The sequence below is a fragment of the Janthinobacterium sp. HH102 genome (assembly GCF_001758625.2).
Taxonomy (GTDB): Bacteria; Pseudomonadota; Gammaproteobacteria; order Burkholderiales; family Burkholderiaceae_D; genus Janthinobacterium.
Map to the genome: position 1 here is coordinate 5,132,699 of NZ_CP062062.1, position 21,681 is coordinate 5,154,379.

Sequence of the window (21,681 nt, forward strand, 5' to 3'; positions counted from 1 at the left end):
CAGGCCACCAGGAGACAGCCATGAAGACCGCATTTCGCAGGCACGACAAGCAGCACGGCGCGATCGCCATCGTGCTGGGGCTGACCCTGGTGGTGCTGTTCGCCATGGGCGGCCTGGTGCTGGACCTGGGCCACCTGTACATCGCCAAGACGGAACTGCAGAACGGCGCCGACAGCGCCGCCCTGGCGGGCGCCGTGGAACTCAATCAAAGCGCCGCCGGCATCGACAACGCGCAGACGAAGGCCATCGCCATCGCGCAAAAGAACCGCTACGATTTTTCCACCGCGCTGACCATCACGGCCGCCAACATCAGCTTCGGCCCCAGCCCGGACGGTCCCTGGTCGTCCGGCGCCAGCGCCCGCACCAGCCCGCAGGGGATGACCTTCATCCAGGTCGACACGGGCAGCAAGACCTTCGCCACCTACCTGATGGGCATCGCCGGCATCGCCAGCACCAGCACCTCGGGCGTGGCCGTGGCGGGCCGCTTCGTCAACGACGTCACGCCGATCGGCGTGTGCGCCGTCGATCCGGCCAACAAGACGGCGCAATACACGTATCCGGCCGCGCCGGCCGGCACGGGCCTGACGGAACTGGTCGAATTCGGCTTTCGCCGCGGCGTCACCTACAACCTGTTCGGCCTCAATCCGCTGGGCGGCCCGTCCGATCCCTACCTGATCAACCCCGTCGACGCGCCGCCCGGCAGCTGCAGCGCCTCGCACGCGAGCGCCGCCTCCACCGCGCCCTTCATGTGCACGGGCAGCAGCGCCGTCATCACCAGCGGCACGGGCCAGGTCTACACGAACACGGGGCTGACGGCGTCGCTGGCCGCCTCGCTCAATTCGCGTTTCGACGACTACGGCGGGCCATCCGTGTGCGACCCCGCGACGGCACCGCCCGACACCAACATCAAGGAATATCCGTGCGTGGGCGCCGCGTCGCCCTGCGCCGCCACTGCCGCCAACTCGCCGCCCACCGGCTGGATGCAGCCGGGCGCCAGCACCTTGCCCAGCCAGCAGCCCGTCAGCCTGGCCGGCAACAAACCGAATTACCAGCTGCCGTCGGCCGGTCCCGTCCCGGCACCGTCGGCCACGTTCGCGCAGTTCGCCGGCTACGGCGTGCTGTGGTCCTACGGCCCCGCCTACCAAAGCAATGGCGCCACCCCGGCCAAGGCCGGCACGGCCTACAGCGTCGCGGACGGCAACGCCAACCCCATGTACAGCACGGCCAAGGCGAATTACTTCGACACGGCCAGCTACCCCGTCAGCGCCGGCGCCGGCTTTCCTGCCAGTACGCCGCCTGCGCCGTACAACCAGACCAGCGGCCCCACGTTCCAGGCGCCATCGGTGGCCCATCCGGGCCAGCGCAACCGCCGCATCCTCAACGTGGTGCTGGTCGACTGCCGCACGGCGCCCGTCGGGCCGGCTTCGTGCGGCACCATGAACGCGGTGGGCATCGGCAAATTCTTCATGACGATGAAAGCCGATTTCAGCGGCGGCACCAAGCGCCTCGACGTCGAGTTCGCGGGCCTGATCGAGCCCGTGCCGAATTCCGAAATCAAACTCTACAAGTGAGGCGGCCATGCGCATCCACCTTTCCCCTCTCAGCCAGCGCGGCGGCGCCGCCGTCGAATTCGGCATCGTGCTGGCCCTGCTGATCACCCTGCTGGCGGGCATCTTCGGCTTCGGCCGCGCTTTTTGGTACTACGACGCGCTGAACAAGGCCACGCGCGACGCGGCGCGCAACATGTCCGTCAAGGCCAAGGCCGGCATCGCCTCGCAGGGCGTGCCGGCGGCCAAACAGACGGTGGCCGATGCGGCCGTCAGCGCCGGCATCAGCGACTTCACCACGGCCAACGTGACGGTCACCTGCCTGGACGCGGCATTCAACGACAGCAGCTGCACCGACGGCACGGCGCCGGGCGGCATCCGCGTCGAAGTCGTCAACTACACGCTGTCGGTGGGCCAGTACCTGCCCTTCGTGATCGGCGCGGCCAGCACCTATGCCACGCCGCTCGCACCGCGCACCACCATGCGCTACATGCTGTAAGGAGAACGCCATGCGCCACCGCCTTTCATCGTCTCCTCCAGCCGGGCGCCAGCGCGGCGCCGCCGCCGTCGAATTCGCCCTGGTGTCGCTGCTGTTTTTCACCCTGCTGTTCGGCATCCTGGAATTCGGCCGCATGCTGTACCTGTACAACACGGTGCAGGAAGTGAGCCGCCGCGCCGCGCGCGAAGCGGTGGTGCGCTGGATCGACCAGACCGACGCCGTCAAGACCCTGGCCCTGTTCGGCGGCACGGCCCTGCCGGCCGCGCCCGAACTGACGGCTGCCAACATCACCATCCGCTACCTGAACAAGAGCGGCGCCGAAGTGACCTTGCCGCCGACTGACCCGGGCGACAACCTGTCGGCCTGCGGCGACATCACGCGCACGGCCAGCTGCATCGACAGCGTGCGCGTATCGATCGACAACGTCAGCTACACGCCGATGGTCAGCCTGTTCGGCTTTCTGAATATCGCCGTGCCAGCCTCGGTGGTGGTCATGCACGCCGAAAGCCTGGGCTTCCAGATCAACTGAACGCCTTTACCGAATGCCTTTACCGGGGAGTACCAAGTGAATATCGTCATCGTCTCGAAGAATGAAGCCCAGCTCAAGCGGCTGACCCGTTTGCTGCGCGAACGCAGCGCGGCCGACCGCGTCTCGCTGCTGGCGAGCATACCGGATGTGTTCGACAACGGCGTCACGCCGGACTTGCTGCTGCTGGAGCAGGAGCAGACGGGCGAGGCGGAACTGGAGCGGCTCGAACTGCTGGGCGGGCGCCATCCGAACCTGGCCATCATCGTGCAATGTCCGCAGCAAAGTCCGCAATTCCTGCTGCGCTCGATGCGCGCCGGCGTGCGCGAAGTGCTGCAGCCCGACGACGACGCGGCCCTGTGCGCCGCCTTGCGCCGCATCGAGGACAAGCTGCAGAAACAGGTCACGCGCAAGGGCCAGGTGCTGGCCTTCGTCTCGTGCAAGGGCGGCAGCGGCGCCACCTTCATCGCCGCCAACCTCGGCTACGCGCTGGCCGCCGGCGAACAGCGCAAGGTGGCGCTGTTCGACCTGAACCTGCAGTTCGGCGACGCCGCCCTGTTCGTCTCGGACCACAAGCCGGCCACCACCCTGTCGCAGCTGTCGCAGCAGATCGTGCGCCTCGACGCCTCGCTGCTCAGCGCCAGCATGATCCAGATCACGCCCGCCTACAGCGTGCTGGCCGCCGCCGACGACCCGGCCCATGCGGCCGACGTCGAGGCCGACCATATCGACCGGCTGCTGACCCTGGCGCGCAGCCAGTACGACTACATCCTGCTCGACGTGGGACGCGGACTCGACCCCGTCAGCGTGCGCGCGCTGGACCGGGCCGACCTGATCTTCCCCGTGCTGCAGGCAACCTTGCCGTATGTGCGCGACGGCAAGCGCCTGCTCGACGTGTTCCGCGGCCTCGGCTACCGCGAAGACAAGGTCCGCCTGATCCTGAACCGCTATGCCAGCAGCGACAGCATCCGCGTGGCCGACCTGGAAGCGGCGTATGGCAAGCACGTCTACAAATCCATCCCCAACCACTATGAAGCGGTGGCGGCCTCCGTCAGCCAGGGCGTGCCCATTCTGAAGCTGACGCCGCACAACGCCGTCTCGCGCGCCCTGCAGGAACTGGCCGCCAGCCTGGCAGGCGAAACCCCGCCCGCCGCGCAAAGCTGGGTTTCGCGGCTGCTCGCGCGCGCCTGAGGCTCCAGCCTGATCCTCGAGCCTGATACCGCCCCACTCACCGGAGACCGACCATGACTGCCGAAAAACTCACCCTGCGGGACCGCCTGGGCTATGCCCAGGATGACGCCAGCCTGAATGACGATGCCGCGCACCAGGGCGCAGCGAGCCACAGCTACCAGCAGCTCAAGCACCGCACCCACCAGGCGCTGCTCGACCGCGTCGACCTGGAGGGCATGCAGCGCCTGTCGCGCGAGCAGATCCGCGAAGAGCTGAAAATCCTCGTCAGCGACGTGCTCACGGAAGACAATGTGGTGATCAACGAGCTGGAACGACGCTCGCTGATCCGCGACATCCAGGACGAGGTGCTCGGCTTCGGCCCGCTCGAACCGCTGCTGGCCGATCCCGGCGTGTCCGACATCCTCGTCAACACCTATCGGCAGGTGTATGTCGAGCGCCATGGCCGCCTGGAGCTGAGCGACGTCTGCTTCACCGACGACGCCCACCTGATGAAGATCATCGACAAGATCGTCTCGCGCGTGGGCCGGCGCATCGACGAATCGAGCCCCATGGTCGATGCGCGCCTGCCCGACGGTTCGCGCGTGAACGCCATCATCCCGCCGCTGGCCATCGACGGCCCCGTGATGTCGATCCGGCGCTTCTCGGCCCAGCCGCTGCGCCTGGCCGACCTGCTGCTCAAGCACAGCCTGACGGAGGAAATGAGCACCACCCTGCAGGCGCTGGGCAAGGCCAAGGTCAACATCCTGATCTCGGGCGGCACGGGCAGCGGCAAGACCACCATGCTCAATGCGATTTCCGGTTTCATCAGCACGGCCGAACGCATCGTCACCATCGAGGACGCGGCCGAACTGCAGATGCAGCAGCCGCACGTGGTACGCCTGGAAACGCGGCCCGCGAACATCGAGGGCAAGGGCGAGGTAACGCAAAGGGCGCTGGTGCGCAACGCGCTGCGCATGCGCCCCGACCGCATCATCCTGGGCGAGGTGCGCGGCGCCGAGGCGCTCGACATGCTGGGCGCCATGAACACGGGCCATGAAGGCTCGATGGCCACCATCCACGCGAACACCCCGCGCGACGCGCTGACGCGGCTGGAAAACATGATCAGCATGGCTTCCGCGGCCCTGCCCGTGAAAGCAATGCGCCAGCAGATCAGTTCGGCCATCAGCGTGGTGGTGCAGGTGTCGCGCCTGACGGACGGCAAGCGCAAGGTCACGTCGATCCAGGAAATCACAGGCATGGAGGGCGAGATGATCACCATGCAGGAAATCTTCACCTTCCGCCAGACGGGCATCGGCGAGGACGGCACGGTGCAGGGGCATTTCCATGCCAGCGGCGTGCGGCCGCGCTTCCTGGAACGCCTGCGCGCCTTCGGCATCAGCCTGCCGGAAACCCTGTTCGATCCCGCCCGCCAGTACCATTAAGGGGAGCATCATGGACTATCTCTATTACGTATTCGCCATCCTCACCTTCATCGCCGTGGTACTGCTGATCGAGGGCGTGTACCTGGCATGGAACACCTCGCGCGGCCCGGAAGCGGAAAGGGTCGCGCGCCGCCTGCGCATCATGTCGGCCGGCGCGCATGGCGACACGGGCAGTTCGATGATCAAGAAGCGCCTGCTGAGCGACACCCCGGCCCTGCAGCGCGTGCTGCTCAGCGTGCCCCGCGTGCATGCGCTCGACCGTCTGCTCGAGCAGTCGGGCCTGAGCTGGAGCGTGGCAAGCTTCGCCGGCGTGATGCTGGCCTCGGCCGGCGCCGCATTTTTGCTGCTCATCTACCTCAGTGTGCCGTGGCTGCTGCTCCTGCCGCTGGTGGCGGGCGCGGCACTGCTGCCGCTGCTGGTGGTCTTGCGCGCCAAGGCCAAGCGCCTGCAGCGCATCGAGCAGCAATTGCCCGACGCGCTGGATCTGATGGCGCGCGCCCTGCGCGCCGGCCATGCCTTCCCCACCGCCCTGAAAATGGTCGGCGATGAAATGAACGCGCCGCTGGCCGTGGAATTTCGCGCCACCTTCGACGAAGTCAATTTCGGCATCGCCATGCAGGACGCCCTGATGAACCTGGCCACCCGCGTGCCCAGCACGGACTTGCGCTACTTCGTCATCGCCGTGCTGATCCAGCGGGAAACGGGCGGCAACCTGGCCGAGCTGCTCGACAGCATCAGCCGCATCATCCGCGAGCGCATCAAGCTGCTGGGACAGGTGCGCGTGCTGTCGGCAGAAGGCAAGCTGTCGGCCTGGATCCTGTCGCTGCTGCCCTTCGGTGCGGCGGCCATGATCCACCTGACCAATCCGCAGTTCCTGGAAATGCTGTTCGTCGACCCGGGCGGACGCAAGATGCTCGCCGGCGCCCTGGTGATGATGGTGTGCGGCATCCTGGTCATGCGCAATATCATCCGCATCCGCGTCTGAGCCCGCAAGGAGAACCCTCATGAATCCCGTGCATATCGCCTTTCTCGCCCTGCTCTTCATTGCCGTCTTCGGCACCGTGCTGGTGGCCATGCGCAGCTTTGCGCCCGATCCCTTGCGCCAGCGCATGGACAACGCCACCGGCAAGAGCGCGGCGGCGCCCGGCGCATCGGCGCCCAGCCCCTGGCTGGCGCGCATGGTGCGCCTGAGCGGCCCCCTGGCCAGACTGTCGCTGCCCGAGCAGGGCTGGGAAGGCTCGGTGATGCGCCGGCGCTTCATGAATGCCGGCCTGCGCCAGGCATCGGCGCCCATCCTGTTCTTTTCCGCCAAGACCATGCTGGCCATCGGCCTGCCCCTGCTGCTGTTCCTGGGACTGAGCGCCTCGGGCAGCCAGATGGCGGGCAAGGCATTGCTGTTCTGGCTGCTGATCGTGGCCGCCATCGGCTACTACCTGCCCAATATCGTGCTGGCACAAATGATCAAGCGGCGCCAGCGCGATATCTTCGAAAGCTTTCCCGATGCGCTGGATTTGATGACGGTGTGCGTGGAAGCGGGCCTGGCCATGGATGCGGCGCTGGCCCGGGTGGCGGCCGAGATCGCCCTGAAAAGCGCCGTGCTGGCCGAGGAATTGCATCTGGTGATGCTGGAACTGCGCGCCGGTAACACCAAGGAGCGGGCGCTGCGCAACCTGGCCCTGCGCACGGGCGTCGAGGATGTCGACGCGCTGGTAGCCATGCTGATCCAGGCCGAGCGCTTCGGCACCAGCATCGCCGCCTCGCTGCGCGTGCAGTCGGACCAGCTGCGCACCAAGCGCCGCCAGATGGCCGAGGAAGAAGCGGCGAAGATCGCCCTCAAGCTGCTGTTCCCGCTGATCTTTTTCATCTTCCCTTCGCTGCTGGTCGTCCTGATGGGGCCAGCCTTCCTGCAAATTTACCGCGTGCTCCTGCCCAGCATGGGCAGCGGCAGCTGACCGGAGAACCGCCATGTCACAGCACACCACCCTGATGCTCATGCTCGCCTGCGCCGGCCTGCTGCCCGCCTGCGGCCACCTGCCCGGTCCCGCCAGCCAGCACAGCCAGGCCAATCACGCCGCGCCGCCCCAGGCGCGCAGCGATGACAGCCCCGCCGCCCGCAGCGCCGCGTTCTGCAAGCTGGGCAAGCGCATGCAGGAACTGGGCGACCCGCGCGCGGCACTGGCCGCCTACCGCGAAGCGCTGCTGCTTGAGCCCGGCTCGGCCGACGCGCGCAATGGCGCCGCCGTGCTGCACGCGCAGCTGGGCCAGCTGGACGCGGCGCGCACCATGCTGCAGGCCCTGGCGCAAGAAGCGCCGACGGCCCGGACCTACAACAACCTCGGCTACGTGCTGTACCTGCAGGGCGACTACGCCCAGGCGGCGGCCGTGCTGCGCCAGTCGCTGCAGCTCGACAATGGCCAGCAGCCGGCGCGCGCCAACCTGGAGCTCGCCATCGCGGCGCTGGCGCGCAGCATAGCGACGGTCGATGCGGCCGATGCCACCGCGGACGCCGTCGCGCCCGATCTGGCGCCGGCGCCCAAGCCGGCGGCACCGGCCAGCCGCCTGCAGCTGACGCAGTCGCAGCCGAATATCTTCACGCTGAGCTGGCGCGACACGCCCGTGGCGCCACGCGCCGCGCCGGCCGCCGTGCCCGCCCTGGCGAAGCAGGCGGCGCCGCTGCCACGGCTGGAAGTCATCAACGGCAATGGAGAAACGGGGATGGCGGCGCGCATGCGCGGCATGCTGGGCGGCATGGGCATCAGCGTGCTGCGGCTGGGCAACCAGCGGCCGTACGGCATCCAGGCCAGCAGCATCGTCTACCGCCCCGGCCATGCGCAGGCGGCCGCCGCCCTGGCGCTGGTCTTGGGCGGCATGCCGCAACTGCAGGCGGCCGGCGACAGCGGCATCGGCGCGGGCGCCGACCTGCGTTTATTGCTGGGCAAGGATGCGGCGGCCAGCCTGCGCGCGCCGGACGTGCGCCTGGCATCGAACGCGCAGTAACGGCGGCATCAGCGCGGCAGCAGGCGGCGGTCGGCGGGGTTGATCAGGAAGCCTTGCAGGATGTCCTGCAGCTGCGGCAGCTTCGCCACGTAGGCGGGAATGCCCAGCTGGCGCGCGCCGAAGTAGTGGGCGATGATGTCGCCCTGCTGCTCCATGTTGAAGTCGGACAGGACGCCGCCTGCCTGCGCATCGTAGCGGTAGGCGCGCTGGGCAATGTAGCCGCCGCGCAGCGCCAGCAGCACGCCATGCAGCAGCACGCTGTAGCCGAGCTGGTACTGCCACACGTGCACCATTTCGTGGATGAAAAACAGCTTGCCGCTGTTGCCTTCGCGGGAAAAGTCGTCGCGGTACTGGGCCGGCATGAAATGCAGGCTGCCGCGCGGCGTCATCGCCGTGTTCTGGTCCTGCAAGCCAAACGGAAGAAAGGAGCCGCGCACGACGCGCACGCGCGCGTAGTCGATGGCGCCCTGGAAGACGCTGCGGGCCATGGCGGTTTCGCCGATGGTGAGGGGGCGGCGCAAGACTCGCATAAGAAGAAGAGAAGAAAGCGCGGCAAGCGTAAAGCCTGCCGCGCCGGTGCCGCTTAAGCCAATCGAAGACCGCTGGCGGCCTTGGCGATTTCCGTGATGCGGTCCCAGTTGCCGGCCGCGATCGCGTCTTTCGGCGTCAGCCACGAGCCGCCCACGCAGGCGACGTTCTTGCACGCCAGGAACTGCGATGCCGTCTCTTGCGAGATGCCGCCCGTCGGGCAGAAGGTGATGTCCGGCAGCGGGCCGTAGATCGCGTTGAGCATGCCGATGCCGCCCGCCGGTACGGCCGGGAACAGTTTCAGCTGCTGGAAGCCGTTTTCACGCGCCGCCATCACTTCGCCTGGCGTCATCACGCCTGGCAGCAAGGGCAGGCCGCTGCTTTTCGCCGCCGCCACCAGGGCGCTGGTCAGGCCCGGCGAAACGCCGAAGACGGCGCCCGCATCGCGTGCCTGCACGAATTCCTCGGGACGGGTCAGGGTACCCACGCCGACGATGGCGCCCGGCACGGCCGACATGGCGCGGATCGCTTCGAGGCCGTGCTTGGTGCGCAGGGTCACTTCCAGCACGCGGATGCCGCCCGCCACCAGCGCGCGCGCCAGCGGTACGGCGTGTTCAGGATCGTCGATCGCAATCACGGGGATCACGCTCGAGGTGCGCATAATTTCCAGTAGTGTCATGGTCATCTCTTATTTCCTAGCCAAAAAGTCTTCATCGGAACCCGGTACGGTATCGCCGACATTGTCGGCGTCGTGCAAGGCGACGGTGGTGGGAATCGGCGACGGCAGGCCGAAGGTGGTGGCACCCTCTTCCGCCGCGCTGACGGTGGAACGGAACATGGAAAACAGCTCGCGGCCCATGCCGACGTGGTTCGGCGACAGGTCAGCCGTGACCAGCGCACGCGCGTGCCAGACGTCGGCCGGCACCAGCGCCTCCAGTACGCCCGTAAAGGCGTCGAGACGGATGATGTCGCCGTCGCGCACGAGGCCCAGCGGGCCGCCGGCGAGGATTTCAGGCGAGACGTGGATGGCGGCCGGCACCTTGCCCGACGCGCCCGACATGCGGCCATCGGTGACCAGCGCCACGTGACGGCCCGCATCCTGCAGGTTGGCCAGCGCCGGGGTCAGCGCATGCAGTTCCGGCATGCCGTTGGCGCGCGGACCCTGGAAGCGCAGCACGGCGACGAAATCGCGGTCCAGCGTGCCGGCCTTGTAGGCGGCCATGAAGTCTTCCTGCGAATTGAATACCAGGGCAGGCGCTTCGACCGTGCGGTGCTGCGGCTTGACGGCCGACACCTTCATCACGGCGCGGCCCAGGTTGCCCGCCACCAGGACCATGCCGCCGTCCGGCGCGAAAGGATTGCTGGCCGGGCGCAGCACGTTTTCGTCGGCGCTGGCGGCCGGCGCATCTTTCCAGAAGACCTTGCCGTCTTCGCCGAGGAACGGCTCCATGCAATGCGCGCGCAAGCCGTGGCCCAGGATGGTGTTGACGTCTTCGTGCAGCAAGCCCGCGTCCAGCAATTCGCGGATCAGATAACCGGTACCGCCGGCAGCGTGAAAATGGTTCACGTCGGCGTCGCCGTTCGGGTAGATGCGCGTGAGCATCGGCACGATGGCCGACAGTTCATTGAAATCGTTCCAGTCGATGACGATGCCGGCCGCCTTGGCGATCGCCACCAGGTGCAGGGTGTGATTGGTCGAGCCGCCCGTGGCCAGCAAGCCCACGACGGCGTTGACGATACATTTCTCGTCGACGATATGGCCAACTGGCAAGTAGCTGCCGCTTTGCGCCGTGATGACGGCCGCGCGCTGGGCGGCGGCCCTGGTCAGCGCATCGCGCAGCGGCGTGTTCGGCGTGATGAAAGCGGCGCCCGGCAAATGCAGGCCCATCACTTCCATCAGCATCTGGTTGCTGTTCGCCGTACCGTAGAAGGTACAGGTGCCGGCGCCATGGTAGGCTTTCGACTCGCCTTCAAGCAAGTCTTCGCGCGTGGCCTTGCCTTGCGCATACAGCTGGCGCACCTTGGCTTTTTCCTGGTTCGACAGGCCCGACGTCATCGGACCGGCCGGCACGAAGACGGCCGGCAAGTGGCCGAAGTGCAGCGCGCCGATCAAGAGGCCCGGCACGATCTTGTCGCACACGCCCAGGTACAGGGCCGCGTCGAACATATTGTGCGACAGCGCCACGGCAGTCGACATGGCGATGGTGTCGCGCGAAAACAGCGACAGTTCCATGCCCGGCTGGCCTTGCGTCACGCCATCGCACATGGCGGGCACGCCGCCGGCGAACTGGGCGACGGCGCCCACTTCGCGCACGGCTTGCTTGATGATCTGCGGGAAGCCTTCGAACGGCTGGTGCGCCGACAGCATGTCGTTGTACGAGGAAACGATGGCCACGGACGGCTTCTTGTATTCCTTCAGCGACAGCTTGTCGTTGGCGGGAAAGGCGGCAAAGCCGTGCGCCAGGTTGGTGCACGACAGGGCGCCGCGCTGCACGCCCTGGATGCGGGCCGCATCCAGATGCGCCAGGTAGGCGCCGCGCGATGGCCGGCTGCGCGCGATGATGCGCGCTGTTACGGATTCGACTACTGGATGCAGCGCCATATGGATTTCCTTAAAAATGAGTATTTCGTGAAATTTTACTACAAAACGGTGAAGAAGAAGCACTCTTGCATGGGCCGATAACACAAATAAGCCACGGATTGCGGCGTATCAAGGCAAGCCCGGCAAATATCGCGTATCGGCAGCTGTCAACATAGCTCTTATATGGCACGGGTGCAATCGCTAAAAAAAGCACAACAAAAATCGGCTTCACGTCACAAACTGTAGTGAAATTACGTTTTTCTGATGTATTATTCTCATACCAATGCCGGACCCGCTGTTCGCCACCACGAACGCGCCGCGCTCCTTTCAACCGAGACAAGCACCCAAGCCGACCGCCATGCGCCAGCCAGCACCTACTCCTGCCATCACCGCCACCGCCAGTTTCCAGTCCCTGCAAGCGCATAGCGCCAGCCTGCGCGAAGTGCATCTGCGCCAGCTGTTCGCCGCCGACCCCGCACGTTTCTCGACGATGACGGTCGATGCGGCCGGCCTGCTGCTCGATTACTCGAAGAACCGGGTCGACGCCACCGCCATGGCGCTGCTGATGGACCTGGCCCGCGAGCGCGGCGTGGAAGCGCAGCGCGAAGCCATGTTCACCGGCGAGAAAATCAATCTTACCGAACATCGGGCCGTTCTGCATACCGCCTTGCGCGCGCCGCGCGGCACCAGGCTGATGGTCGATGGCCAGGATATCGATGCTGACGTGCAAGATGTACTGCAGCGCGTCAAGGCATTTACGGACAAGGTCCGCAATGGCAGCTGGCTCGGCTACACAGGCAAACCGATTTGCGACATCGTTAATATCGGCATCGGCGGCTCGGACCTGGGCCCGAAAATGGCGTGCCTGGCGCTGCGCTCGTATGCCAACCCGGGGCTGGAAATGCACTTTGTTTCCAACGTCGACGGTCACGACATGGAAGCGACCCTGTCGAAAGTCGATCCGGAAACCACCCTGTTCATTGTTGCCTCGAAAACCTTTGTTACCGCTGAAACCATGCTCAACGCCAATACGGCGCGTGCCTGGTTCCTGCTCGAAGGCGAAGAAAAGGATCTGGCGCAACACTTTGTGGCCGTCTCGACCAACACGCAAGCCATCGTCGATTTCGGCATTTCGCCGGACAATATGTTCCCGTTCTGGGACTGGGTCGGCGGCCGTTATTCCGTCTGGTCCTCGATCGGCCTGGCCGTGGCCCTGTCCGTCGGTTTTGAATATTTCAGCGATTTCCTCGCCGGTGCGCATGCGATGGATCAGCATTTCCGCCAGGCGCCCCTGGAAGACAACATGCCCGTCGTGCTGGCCATGGTCGGCTTCTGGAACCGTCAGTTCCTCGATTGCGGCTCCGTTTCCATCGCACCGTATCACCAGGACCTGAGCCGCTTCGCCGCCTACCTGCAACAGCTGGACATGGAAAGCAACGGCAAGCGCGTCACCAAGGATGGCGTGCCCGTCGACGTGCCGACCGGCCCCGTCATCTGGGGCGATTGCGGCACGAATGCCCAGCACGCGTATTTCCAGCTGCTGCACCAGGGCACGGACATCACCCCCATCGACTTCATCGCCGCCCTGCGCGCCACGCACGATTTGCCGGGCCACCACGATGCCCTGCTGGCGAACTGCTTCGCCCAGTCGGAAGCCTTCATGACGGGCAAGACGGCCGAGGAAGTGCGCCTTGACCTGCAGGCGCAGGGCTTGCCGGAAAGCGAAATCGAAGCGCTGGTGCCGCACAAGACTTTCCCCGGCAACCGCCCCAGCAACACCATTTTGATGGACCAGCTGACCCCGACCACCCTGGGCGCCCTGATCGCCTTGTACGAACACAAGACCTTCGTGCAGGGCGTCTTGTGGAACGTCAACAGTTTCGACCAGTGGGGCGTGGAACTGGGCAAGGTGCTGGCCAAGAAAATCCAGGCCGAACTGACGGGCGAAGCCCGTCCCGACCACCACGACAGCTCGACCAATGGCTTGATTGCCCTGGCGAAAGCCGCCAAGGCGGCGTATTAACTTAATTGAGGTTTATGAATATTTACGAAATCAAAGTAGTCAGCGACAAGCCCATGCAAGTGGGCGAATGCCCGCTCTGGCATGGCAAGGAAGCGGCCCTGTACTGGGTCGACATTGATGGCCGCGCCGTGCACCGGCTGCACCCGGCCAGCGGCAAGCATGCGCAGTGGACCATGCCGACGGAACCGTCGGCGCTGGCCATCAACGCCGGCGGCGGCCTGATCGTCGCCCTGCGCAGCGGCTTTGCCCACCTCGACACGAAGACGGGCAGCCTGGCGCACATCGCGCCGGCGCCGTTCGACATGGCCACCACGCGCTTCAACGACGGCAAGGTTGACCCGGCCGGCCGCTTCTGGGTCGGCACGATTTTCGAGCCGCGCAACACTGACGCAGCGGAAATGTTCGTGCTGGAAAAGGGACAAGTGCGCAAGGTCTGGTCGGGCGGCATGACCGTGTCGAACGGCCTGGGCTTCAGTCCCGACGGGCGCACCATGTATCACTCGGATACCACCACGCACCGCATCGACCGTTTCGACTTCGATGCGGCCACGGGAGCCATTTCCGCGCCACAACCGTTCCAGCGCTTTTCCATGGACAAGAAGGCGTTTGATTACGGCGGGCGCCCCGATGGCGCGGCCGTCGACAGCGAAGGCAATTACTGGTCGGCCATGTTTGAAGGCGGCAAGATCTTGCGCTTCGCCCCCGATGGCCATTTGCTGGGCGAAATTACGGTGCCCGTGCGCTGCCCCACCATGGTGACGTTCGGCGGCCCCGACCTGCGCACCCTGTACATCACCAGCGCCAGCCACAACCGCTCGGCAGCAGAAATCGCCGACTATCCGTTGACGGGTCACGTGCTGTCCGTGCGCGTGGACGTGGCGGGCCAGCCGGAAACGCCTTACCAGGCGTAACACGGTCAGGTACGAAAAAAGCGCCCGCACCCGCGAGGGTCCGGCGCTTTTTTAACGCTCACGTAGGTCGGATTAGCGGGGCAAGGCCCCGCGTAATCCGACAACAGTGTTGGCCATGGTGCCGTCGGATTACCGCGACAGCACCTTGCGGATCGTCTCGGCCAATTCAGCCGCGACGAACTTGGCCACATAACCGTCGGCGCCCACGCCCTTGACGTGGTCTTCGTTGGTCGAGCCCGTCAGCGACGAGTGGATCACCACGGGAATGTTGGAGAAGCGGCCATCGTTCTTGATGTTGCGCGTCAGGGTAAAGCCGTCCATTTCCGGCATTTCCAGGTCGGTCAGCACCAGCGCGACCTTGTCTTTCGCCGTCTTGCCTTCCGTGGCCGCCTGGGCCGAGATCGCTTGCAGGCGCTCCCACGCTTCCTTGCCCGTCTTCGTCATGATGAAAGGCACGCCCATCGCTTCGAGGCCCTTTTCGATCAACGAGCGGGCCAGCGAGGAATCGTCGGCCGCGAGAATCACGGCGCCGGCCGGCAAGCGCACTTGCGGGCCGATGCTGTTTTCGTCCACGTCCGGGTCGCCCGACGGCAGCACGTTGCGCAGGATTTGCTCCACGTCCAGCACTTGCGCCAGGCGTGTCTTGTCCGTGTCGCCGTCGAGGCGGGCGATGCTGGTGACGAGGCCGCCGCCGACGCTCGATTCGGCCGACAAGACCTGATTCCATTCGAGGCGCACGATTTCATCGACCTCTTCCACGGCAAACGCCTGTGTCGAACGGGCAAATTCCGTCACCATCAGGATCTTCAAGCCGCTGCTCTTGCAACCGACCGCCATCGGCAAGTCGATCACGGGAACGATCTGACCACGGATATTGACCACGCCCAGCATGTGCGGGTGCGAACCAGCCACCGCCGTGATGGCCGGCATTTCCATGATTTCACGGACTTTGAACACATTGATGCCGAACAGTTCGCGGCTGGCCGAGTGATCACTGGTCCCCAGCTTGAACAGGAACAGTTCGAATTTGTTATTGCCTGTCAGGCTGGTGCGTTCATCGACATCTTGCTGCATTGAATTCATTGTGTCCCCTTGAGCCGTCTTGTAAAGTTAAGTCGCCCGCCCCTGATGCTGCGGACAGTGCGGACTGCACGTCGCATGGACGCCGGACGGCGGGTTTGGGGCATGGCCGGCGCTAACGGTGCAGTGTATATCGTACAACTTCATACAACCAATAGTTGCTATCGATTCGAGCTTGAATTATACGTTTTTTTACTTTCTTCAAAGCTACTTTACGCTGCCAACGGCGATCCTGACAGCATTTCTTGATTTCCTTGTTGCTACAGCGCAAATGATGACGGAGAGAATCGAAAATTTCCCTGGCAACCATGGTTGCTTTGCAAAGCCGATAACCAGCATGACGCTGCGCCGGCGCCGGCGAACGGCATATAATGGCCATGCCGGCATCGCAGGCAGGCATACCGGGAAAAATGGCGACGGCAGCGGATGGAATGTAGTAAAATTTCTTGCAATTGCCTGTTCTACGTAGTAAATTTACACCATCGATTATAGTAGCGACAGACTGGCACTTCCGGTCGGCTTTCTCCCCGCTCCGGCCCTTTTACTTTTGCGACGACACTCACTTATGGCACTTACCGATTTTGACCTGGTCCTGTTTGGCGGCAGCGGCGATTTAGCAATGCGCAAGTTGTTGCCTGCAATGTATGCGCGCGACGTCGCGAACGATTTGCCGCCGACGGCGCGCATCATCTGTGTGGGCCGCCAGGACAGCGGCCAGGATGCCTTCCTGAAAATGGTGGAGACCAATTCGCGTCCCCACATCAAGGCCAGCACCCTGAACGCCGCCACCTGGAGCAAATTCTGCGCGCGCATCGTGTATGTGTCGCTCAACGCCAGCGATGCGGCCACGTACGCGCCGCTGGTCGAAGCGCTGCGCGGCGATGCCGACCTGACGCGCGTGTACTACCTGGCCACGCCGCCGCACCTGTTCGCCCTCATCTGCGACAACCTCGAAGACAACGGCCTGGTCACGCCGAATTCGCGCGTGGTGCTGGAAAAGCCGCTGGGCCGCGACCTGGCCAGCGCCAAGCAGATCAATGCCGAAGTGGGCAAGGTCTTCCAGGAATCGCAGATCTACCGTATCGACCATTACCTGGGCAAGGAAACCGTGCAGAACTTGCTGGCCCTGCGCTTCGGCAACATCCTGTTCGAACCGCTGTGGCGCCGCGAATGGATTTCCGACGTGCAGATCACCATCGCCGAAAAGCTGGGCGTGGGCAACCGCATGGGTTACTACGACACCTCGGGCGCGCTGCGCGACATGCTGCAAAACCACTTGCTGCAACTGCTGTGCATCGTCGCCATGGAGCCGCCGACCTCGATCGCGCCGGACGCCGTGCGCGATGAAAAGCTGCAAGTGCTGCGCTCGCTGAAAAAATTCACACCGACCACCCTGGCGCAAAACATCGTGCGCGGCCAGTACCGCGCCGGCCACGTCGATGGCGCCACAGTGCCGAGCTACCGCGACGAGCCCGATGCGCCGGAACATTCGCGCACCGAAACCTTCGTTGCGCTGAAGGCGGAAATCGACACCTGGCGCTGGGCCGGCGTGCCGTTCTACCTGCGCACGGGCAAACGCATGGCCGACAGCCTGGCCGAGATCGTCGTGCGCTTCAAGCAGATTCCGCATTCGATCTTCAACCAGCCGACGTCCAGCTTCCAGCCGAACTGCCTGGTGATCCGTTTGCAGCCGGACGAAGGCTTGCGCATGAACCTGATGGCGAAAACCCCGGGCGACGGCATGCGCTTGAAACCGGCGGAACTGGAACTCGATTTCCGCGAATCGTTCAAGACCCCGCGCATGGACGCCTACGAGCGTTTGCTGCTCGACGTCCTGCGCGGCCAGCTGACCCTGTTCATGCGCGGCGACGAGCTGGAAGCGGCCTGGGAATGGGTCGAGCCGATTCTCGACAACTGGGAACAGAACGACAGCGCGCCGATTCCGTACACGGCCGGCACCTGGGGCCCGGCGGCCGCCAGCGCCCTGATCGGCCGCGATGGCTTGCAGTGGCGTGAAGAGGCCTTGCCAGAGGACTGAAGCCGTTAAGATTTGGCTTAACCCTGAACGGCGAAATACTGGGGTCGGACCCTGAGGGTCCGACCCCGGAACTTTGCTTTTGGGGTGAAAAGGACGCAAACTTACGGCATTACTGCCAGAAGATCAATCAATGCTACTCGATTCCATCCGCACCCAGCTCGATTCGCTCTCCAAGTCGGAGAAAAAGGTCGCGCTGGCCGTGCTTGACCAGCCCAACCAGACGGTCAGCCAGAACATCACGGCGCTGGCGAAAAGCGCGCAGGTGTCGGAACCGACCGTGGTGCGCTTTTGCCGCACGCTGGGCTATGACGGCTGGCATGAATTCAAGCTGAAACTGGCGCAGGGCCTGGCGCTGGCCATGCCGGGCGCGAATGAGCAGCCGGCGCAGGACGACCTGGCGGCCGACCTGGTGAATAAAATCTGCAGCCGCTCGATCAATACCCTGCTCGACCTGCGCAACAACCTGAATCCGGAAGCGATACAGCGCGCACTCGACATCCTCTCGCGCGCCAGCAAGATCGAATTCTATGGGCAGGGCACGTCGGGCATCGTGGCGGCCGACGCGCAGCACAAGTTCTTCCGTTCGGGCGTACCGACGGTGGCCTACAGCGACCCGAACATCCACAGCATCGCGGCGGCCCTGCTGCGCGGCGGCGACTGCCTGGTGGCCATCTCGCAGCGCGGCAACAGCCCCGCCCTGGTGCGCTCAGTGAAACTGGCGCGCCGCGGCGGCGCCGACGTTGTCGTGCTGGCCCCATCGGGCACGCCGCTGGCCGACCTGGCGACCGTGCTGATCCCGATCGACCTGGTCTTCAACACCGACCCCTACACGCCCATTTCGGCGCGCCTGGCCTACCTGGTCGTGATCGACGTGCTGGCCGTGGGCCTGGCCCTGCAACGGGGACCGGAATTCCGCAAGAAGATGCAGAATGCGCAAAAGGCGCTGCAGGAATTCGACATGCAGTTTGATTCGTTTATCGGCTAAAAAGCGGCAATCCGGGGCCAGACCCGCCGGGTCCGACCCCGGCACTTTAGCCCTTGGGTTAAAAGCGCCGCCACCGTCCCGCATTCGGTACAATACCCTGGCAAGCCCATTCACTCTTTCCTGTGCAGCCATGAACCAACTCGAACAACTGAAGCAATTTACTACCGTGGTGGCCGACACCGGCGACTTCCAATCGATCCAGGCCTACACGCCGCGCGATGCGACGACGAATCCGTCGCTGATCCTGAAGGCCGTGCAGAAGGATGAATACAAGCCGCTGCTGGAAAAGGCCGTGAGCGACCATCCGAACGCCTCGACCACCGAGATCATCGACCGCCTGCTGATCGCCTTTGGCGTGGAAATCCTGCAAACCATCCCCGGCCGCGTCTCCACCGAGGTCGATGCGCGCCTGTCGTTCGACACGCAGGGCACGGTGGCCAAGGGCCGCGACCTGATCGCCCTGTATTCGAACGCGGGCATACCACGCGAGCGCGTGCTGATCAAGATCGCCTCCACCTGGGAAGGCATCCGCGCCGCCGCCATCCTGGAAAAGGAAGGCATCCGCTGCAACATGACCCTGCTGTTCTCGCTGGCCCAGGCGATTGCCTGCGCCGAAGCGGGCGCCCAGCTCATTTCCCCGTTCGTCGGCCGCATCTACGACTGGTACAAGAAATCGACGGGCATCGACTACATGGGCGCGGAAGACCCGGGCGTGCAATCGGTGCGCCGCATCTACAATTACTACCGCAAGTTCGGCTACAAGACCGAGGTGATGGGCGCAAGCTTCCGCAACACGTCGCAAATTCTCGAACTGGCCGGCTGCGACCTGCTCACCATCAGCCCCGACCTGCTGCAAAAGCTGGCCGACAGCGATGCGCCGGTGGAACGCAAGCTGAGCGCCGAAGCGGCGCCATCGACCAATATCGTGCAAATGTCGCTGAACGAAGAAGCCTTCCGCTTCATGATGAATGAAGACGCGATGGCGACGGAAAAACTGGCCGAAGGCATCCGCGCCTTCTGCGTCGATTCCGGCAAGCTGAAACAGATGATCGCGGCGCTGCGGTAATCGCATCATTCCGACCGGCGAAAAAAAGCGGCGCCGTGCATTGCACGGACGCCGCTTTTTTTATTCTAGTCGTCCTCGTTGGCCTCAGGGCGACTGACGGCACCATTGCGAGCGGCCGCAAATCACGACGCGCAGCAGGTGCCGTCAGGCGTCATCAAGAGCAACGGAAGGTGGCCACGCCCTGGTAGTTGGCGCCATTCGCCAGCTGCGCCTTGTAGGCGGCGATCAGCAGATAGCGGCCAGCGCCGCCGTCGCCCAGCATCAGCTGCGCGCCCGTGCCATTCGACAGGTAGCCACCGGTGATGCTGCTCGACGCGGCCGACGCCATGGTCGTCGAAGCCGATACCTTGCCCGTGCTGCCGCCGGCGCTGGCGTCGATGGCCAGCACGACCTTGGCGCCCGAGGCATCGAAGGACATGCTGGCAGTGCCGCTGGCCGTGCCGAAGTTGGCGGTCGACGAGACGCTGCTGCCGCCCGTATAGCTAGGCGCCGTGAACGTGCCCGCATCGCAGGTGAAGGTGCCGGTCGCTGGCAGCGCGGCGAGCACGTTATAGGCGACGTAATGCCCACTGGCATTGTTGCCGCTCAACGTAGTGGCGCCCGTACTATTGCTGAACGCGCCCTTGAACCAGCGTCCCTGCGCAAAGGCCGCGTCGCCGCTGATTTCGCGCGTCACGGCCGGGTTGCCCGTGAAGACGATGCCGCTGATCGTGCTCAGGGCGCCGGAGGCATCCTGTACCAGCGGGCTGGCCTTGCCACTGCTCTGCAAGCCGATCGACGTAAAGATGTAGCGGCTGTTGTCGCCATTGGCGAAACGGGCGCTGACGGCACCCGTGTTTTCGCCGGTAGCCGTTGGCACGACGGGAACGACGGGCGTCACCGGATCGGCAGGCTTGGCCGTATTCACGACAGCCGTCGTGTCGGATGGGGAAGACGAACCGCCGCCACCGCAAGCGGCGAGCGAAGCGGCGATCAGGGTCAGAACAAAAGCGTGATTCAGTTGCATACGATTCCAATAAAAAAAAGCAAGACATAAGGAATCCTTGGCACATGCCAAAAATTCAACGTCCAATATTATGCAACATTTCTCAATAGAATGGTTGCCTTAAAGAAATTTATTAATACTAACAATGTGACTATACCGAGCGCGTCTGTGCCGTGTCGCCGCGCTGGCGGTAAAATACCTGGCTACAGGCCGCCAGCGACTACTCATGCAATCACCGATCACCATCCGCCTGGGCCGCCGCGCCCGGGCGCGCATCGCCGAAAACGGGGTGCGCGCCAGCGACATCGCCATCGTTCCCGCCGCCGCGGGCGGGCCGAAAGGCTTGATCCTGCACCAGCTCGATTGCTGGCTGTTCGGCGACTTCCTGGCGCAGGCGCCGCGCCCGCGCCAGTTCGTCGGCGCCTCGATCGGCGCCTGGCGCATGGCCGCCGCCGTGTTCCCCGACCCGGTGGCCGCGCAGCGCCGCCTGGTGCGCGAATACGTGGGCCAGCGCTATCCCGACAAACCCGATGCGGCGCACGTCAGCCGCACGTGCCGCGCCCTGCTCGACGCCGTCCTCGATGGCCAGGATGCGCAACTGCTGCGGCACGAGCGCCATAGCCTGTCGGTGCTGGCCGTGCGCGGCATCGGCGCGCTGGCGCAGCCTGGCAAATGGCGCGACCGGCTCGGCTTCCTGCTGGCGGCCGCCGGCAACGCCGTGGCGCGCGCGCGGCTGGCCGCCTCGCTGGAACGCACCGTGTTCCATGCCGGACCGGACGGCGCCAGCTGGCTGCGCTCGCGCTTCGACGCCTTTCATTCGCATTTCGTGCCGCTGGCGCAGGACAACCTGCGCGACGCGCTGCTCGCTTCCGGCTCCATCCCGCTGGTGCTCGACGCGGTCACGGACATCGCCGGCGCGCCGCCAGGGCGCTACTGGGACGGCGGCCTGGTCGACTATCATTTGCACCTGCCCTACCAGCGCGAACCGGACCTGGTGCTGTACCCGCATTTTGCCGACCATATCGTGCCGGGCTGGCTGGACAAGACCATGCCCTGGCGCCGCGCGCGCCGCGGCGATGGCGCACTCGACAACATGATCCTCGTCTCGCCCTCGCCCGCCTTCGTGGCCAGCCTGCCCAATGGCAAATTGCCGGACCGGCGCGACTTCCCCCATTACGGCCAGGACCACGCGGCGCGCATGCGCGACTGGCGCCGCGCCATCGCGGAAAGCGAGCGCATGGCGGCCGCCTTCGCCCGCTGGGCCGAGCAGCCGGACTTGCGCCAGGCGGGCGATCTGTAGCAC

General features: G+C 65.0%; 20 protein-coding genes. 15 read left to right on the plus strand and 5 right to left on the minus strand.

Annotation, left to right across the window (positions count from 1 at the left end; all coding sequences use genetic code 11):
- Positions 1 to 20 precede the first annotated feature (20 nt).
- From JAB4_RS23330 to JAB4_RS23365, 8 genes are read left to right on the plus strand one after another with little or no spacing between them, the layout of a single operon-like run.
- Positions 21 to 1,571 carry a TadE/TadG family type IV pilus assembly protein gene (locus tag JAB4_RS23330; protein WP_070222425.1) on the plus strand — a complete coding sequence of 517 codons (1,551 nt, stop codon included), beginning with the start codon at positions 21 to 23 and terminating at the stop codon, positions 1,569 to 1,571.
- Between the two features lie 7 nt (positions 1,572 to 1,578).
- Positions 1,579 to 2,046 (plus strand): TadE/TadG family type IV pilus assembly protein, encoded by a 468-nt coding sequence (locus JAB4_RS23335; protein ID WP_070222422.1) that lies wholly within the window; start codon positions 1,579 to 1,581, stop codon positions 2,044 to 2,046.
- Between the two features lie 10 nt (positions 2,047 to 2,056).
- Positions 2,057 to 2,575, plus strand: a complete 519-nt coding sequence (locus JAB4_RS23340) for a TadE family protein (protein ID WP_070222421.1) — start codon at positions 2,057 to 2,059, stop codon at positions 2,573 to 2,575.
- A gap of 36 nt (positions 2,576 to 2,611) precedes the next feature.
- Positions 2,612 to 3,763, plus strand: coding sequence for an AAA family ATPase (locus tag JAB4_RS23345; protein ID WP_070222419.1), 1,152 nt, complete (start codon positions 2,612 to 2,614; stop codon positions 3,761 to 3,763).
- Between the two features lie 53 nt (positions 3,764 to 3,816).
- Complete coding sequence (locus tag JAB4_RS23350) at positions 3,817 to 5,184, plus strand: CpaF family protein (RefSeq protein WP_070222417.1); 1,368 nt, start codon at positions 3,817 to 3,819, stop codon at positions 5,182 to 5,184.
- A 10-nt stretch (positions 5,185 to 5,194) separates the two neighbouring features.
- Positions 5,195 to 6,169, plus strand: coding sequence for a type II secretion system F family protein (locus JAB4_RS23355; RefSeq protein WP_070222415.1), 975 nt, complete (start codon positions 5,195 to 5,197; stop codon positions 6,167 to 6,169).
- Positions 6,170 to 6,188: 19 nt separating this feature from the next.
- Entirely contained in the window at positions 6,189 to 7,136 is a 948-nt protein-coding gene (locus JAB4_RS23360; protein ID WP_070222413.1) for a type II secretion system F family protein, read from the plus strand.
- Positions 7,137 to 7,149: 13 nt separating this feature from the next.
- A complete protein-coding gene (locus JAB4_RS23365; RefSeq protein ID WP_070222411.1) occupies positions 7,150 to 8,181 on the plus strand; it encodes a LytR C-terminal domain-containing protein in 1,032 nt (343 codons plus the stop codon).
- Positions 8,182 to 8,189: 8 nt separating this feature from the next.
- Here JAB4_RS23365 and JAB4_RS23370 read toward each other — a convergent pair whose 3' ends face one another.
- From JAB4_RS23370 to edd, 3 genes are all read right to left on the minus strand, one after another.
- Positions 8,190 to 8,702, minus strand: coding sequence for a hypothetical protein (locus tag JAB4_RS23370; RefSeq protein WP_083287059.1), 513 nt, complete (start codon positions 8,700 to 8,702; stop codon positions 8,190 to 8,192).
- Positions 8,703 to 8,764: 62 nt separating this feature from the next.
- Positions 8,765 to 9,394: a bifunctional 4-hydroxy-2-oxoglutarate aldolase/2-dehydro-3-deoxy-phosphogluconate aldolase gene (gene eda, locus JAB4_RS23375; protein ID WP_070222407.1), complete on the minus strand. Its 630-nt coding sequence runs from the start codon at positions 9,392 to 9,394 to the stop codon at positions 8,765 to 8,767.
- 3 nt (positions 9,395 to 9,397) lie between these two features.
- The gene (gene edd, locus JAB4_RS23380; RefSeq protein ID WP_070222405.1) at positions 9,398 to 11,311 is read right to left on the minus strand and encodes a phosphogluconate dehydratase; all 1,914 of its coding nucleotides are present in this window, start codon (positions 11,309 to 11,311) and stop codon (positions 9,398 to 9,400) included.
- A gap of 337 nt (positions 11,312 to 11,648) precedes the next feature.
- Here edd and pgi point away from each other — a divergent pair, with 337 nt between their 5' ends.
- A complete protein-coding gene (gene pgi / locus JAB4_RS23385; protein ID WP_070222459.1) occupies positions 11,649 to 13,313 on the plus strand; it encodes a glucose-6-phosphate isomerase in 1,665 nt (554 codons plus the stop codon).
- A 14-nt stretch (positions 13,314 to 13,327) separates the two neighbouring features.
- Positions 13,328 to 14,224, plus strand: a complete 897-nt coding sequence (locus JAB4_RS23390) for an SMP-30/gluconolactonase/LRE family protein (protein WP_070222402.1) — start codon at positions 13,328 to 13,330, stop codon at positions 14,222 to 14,224.
- Positions 14,225 to 14,353: 129 nt separating this feature from the next.
- Here the strand turns inward: JAB4_RS23390 and JAB4_RS23395 are convergent, their stop codons facing one another.
- Positions 14,354 to 15,307: a chemotaxis protein gene (locus JAB4_RS23395; RefSeq protein ID WP_070222400.1), complete on the minus strand. Its 954-nt coding sequence runs from the start codon at positions 15,305 to 15,307 to the stop codon at positions 14,354 to 14,356.
- 172 nt (positions 15,308 to 15,479) lie between these two features.
- Here JAB4_RS23395 and JAB4_RS23400 point away from each other — a divergent pair, with 172 nt between their 5' ends.
- The 4 genes from JAB4_RS23400 to tal all read left to right on the plus strand — a co-directional run bounded on the left by JAB4_RS23400 (position 15,480) and on the right by tal (position 19,393).
- Positions 15,480 to 15,773 (plus strand): hypothetical protein, encoded by a 294-nt coding sequence (locus JAB4_RS23400; RefSeq protein ID WP_139143602.1) that lies wholly within the window; start codon positions 15,480 to 15,482, stop codon positions 15,771 to 15,773.
- A 96-nt stretch (positions 15,774 to 15,869) separates the two neighbouring features.
- Positions 15,870 to 17,342, plus strand: a complete 1,473-nt coding sequence (gene zwf / locus JAB4_RS23405) for a glucose-6-phosphate dehydrogenase (RefSeq protein ID WP_034750861.1) — start codon at positions 15,870 to 15,872, stop codon at positions 17,340 to 17,342.
- A 130-nt stretch (positions 17,343 to 17,472) separates the two neighbouring features.
- Positions 17,473 to 18,327: an SIS domain-containing protein gene (locus tag JAB4_RS23410; RefSeq protein WP_034750862.1), complete on the plus strand. Its 855-nt coding sequence runs from the start codon at positions 17,473 to 17,475 to the stop codon at positions 18,325 to 18,327.
- Positions 18,328 to 18,457: 130 nt separating this feature from the next.
- The gene (gene tal, locus JAB4_RS23415; RefSeq protein WP_070222399.1) at positions 18,458 to 19,393 is read left to right on the plus strand and encodes a transaldolase; all 936 of its coding nucleotides are present in this window, start codon (positions 18,458 to 18,460) and stop codon (positions 19,391 to 19,393) included.
- A 154-nt stretch (positions 19,394 to 19,547) separates the two neighbouring features.
- Here the strand turns inward: tal and JAB4_RS23420 are convergent, their stop codons facing one another.
- Positions 19,548 to 20,399, minus strand: a complete 852-nt coding sequence (locus JAB4_RS23420) for a hypothetical protein (protein WP_070222398.1) — start codon at positions 20,397 to 20,399, stop codon at positions 19,548 to 19,550.
- Between the two features lie 205 nt (positions 20,400 to 20,604).
- On the opposite strand from JAB4_RS23420, the gene JAB4_RS23425 reads away from it, so the two are divergent.
- Positions 20,605 to 21,678 (plus strand): patatin-like phospholipase family protein, encoded by a 1,074-nt coding sequence (locus tag JAB4_RS23425; RefSeq protein WP_070222397.1) that lies wholly within the window; start codon positions 20,605 to 20,607, stop codon positions 21,676 to 21,678.
- The last annotated feature ends 3 nt before the right edge of the window (positions 21,679 to 21,681 follow it).

Coding starts and splice junctions, on each gene's coding strand:
- JAB4_RS23390 (WP_070222402.1), top strand. CDS start 13,328: ATGAATATTTACGAAATCAAAGTAGTCAGCGACAAGCCCATGCAAGTG.
- JAB4_RS23335 (WP_070222422.1), top strand. CDS start 1,579: ATGCGCATCCACCTTTCCCCTCTCAGCCAGCGCGGCGGCGCCGCCGTC.
- JAB4_RS23340 (WP_070222421.1), top strand. CDS start 2,057: ATGCGCCACCGCCTTTCATCGTCTCCTCCAGCCGGGCGCCAGCGCGGC.
- JAB4_RS23355 (WP_070222415.1), top strand. CDS start 5,195: ATGGACTATCTCTATTACGTATTCGCCATCCTCACCTTCATCGCCGTG.
- JAB4_RS23360 (WP_070222413.1), top strand. CDS start 6,189: ATGAATCCCGTGCATATCGCCTTTCTCGCCCTGCTCTTCATTGCCGTC.
- JAB4_RS23395 (WP_070222400.1), bottom strand. CDS start 15,307: ATGAATTCAATGCAGCAAGATGTCGATGAACGCACCAGCCTGACAGGC.
- zwf (WP_034750861.1), top strand. CDS start 15,870: ATGGCACTTACCGATTTTGACCTGGTCCTGTTTGGCGGCAGCGGCGAT.
- tal (WP_070222399.1), top strand. CDS start 18,458: ATGAACCAACTCGAACAACTGAAGCAATTTACTACCGTGGTGGCCGAC.
- JAB4_RS23420 (WP_070222398.1), bottom strand. CDS start 20,399: ATGCAACTGAATCACGCTTTTGTTCTGACCCTGATCGCCGCTTCGCTC.
- edd (WP_070222405.1), bottom strand. CDS start 11,311: ATGGCGCTGCATCCAGTAGTCGAATCCGTAACAGCGCGCATCATCGCG.
- JAB4_RS23425 (WP_070222397.1), top strand. CDS start 20,605: ATGCAATCACCGATCACCATCCGCCTGGGCCGCCGCGCCCGGGCGCGC.
- eda (WP_070222407.1), bottom strand. CDS start 9,394: ATGACCATGACACTACTGGAAATTATGCGCACCTCGAGCGTGATCCCC.
- JAB4_RS23365 (WP_070222411.1), top strand. CDS start 7,150: ATGTCACAGCACACCACCCTGATGCTCATGCTCGCCTGCGCCGGCCTG.
- JAB4_RS23410 (WP_034750862.1), top strand. CDS start 17,473: ATGCTACTCGATTCCATCCGCACCCAGCTCGATTCGCTCTCCAAGTCG.
- JAB4_RS23350 (WP_070222417.1), top strand. CDS start 3,817: ATGACTGCCGAAAAACTCACCCTGCGGGACCGCCTGGGCTATGCCCAG.
- pgi (WP_070222459.1), top strand. CDS start 11,649: ATGCGCCAGCCAGCACCTACTCCTGCCATCACCGCCACCGCCAGTTTC.
- JAB4_RS23330 (WP_070222425.1), top strand. CDS start 21: ATGAAGACCGCATTTCGCAGGCACGACAAGCAGCACGGCGCGATCGCC.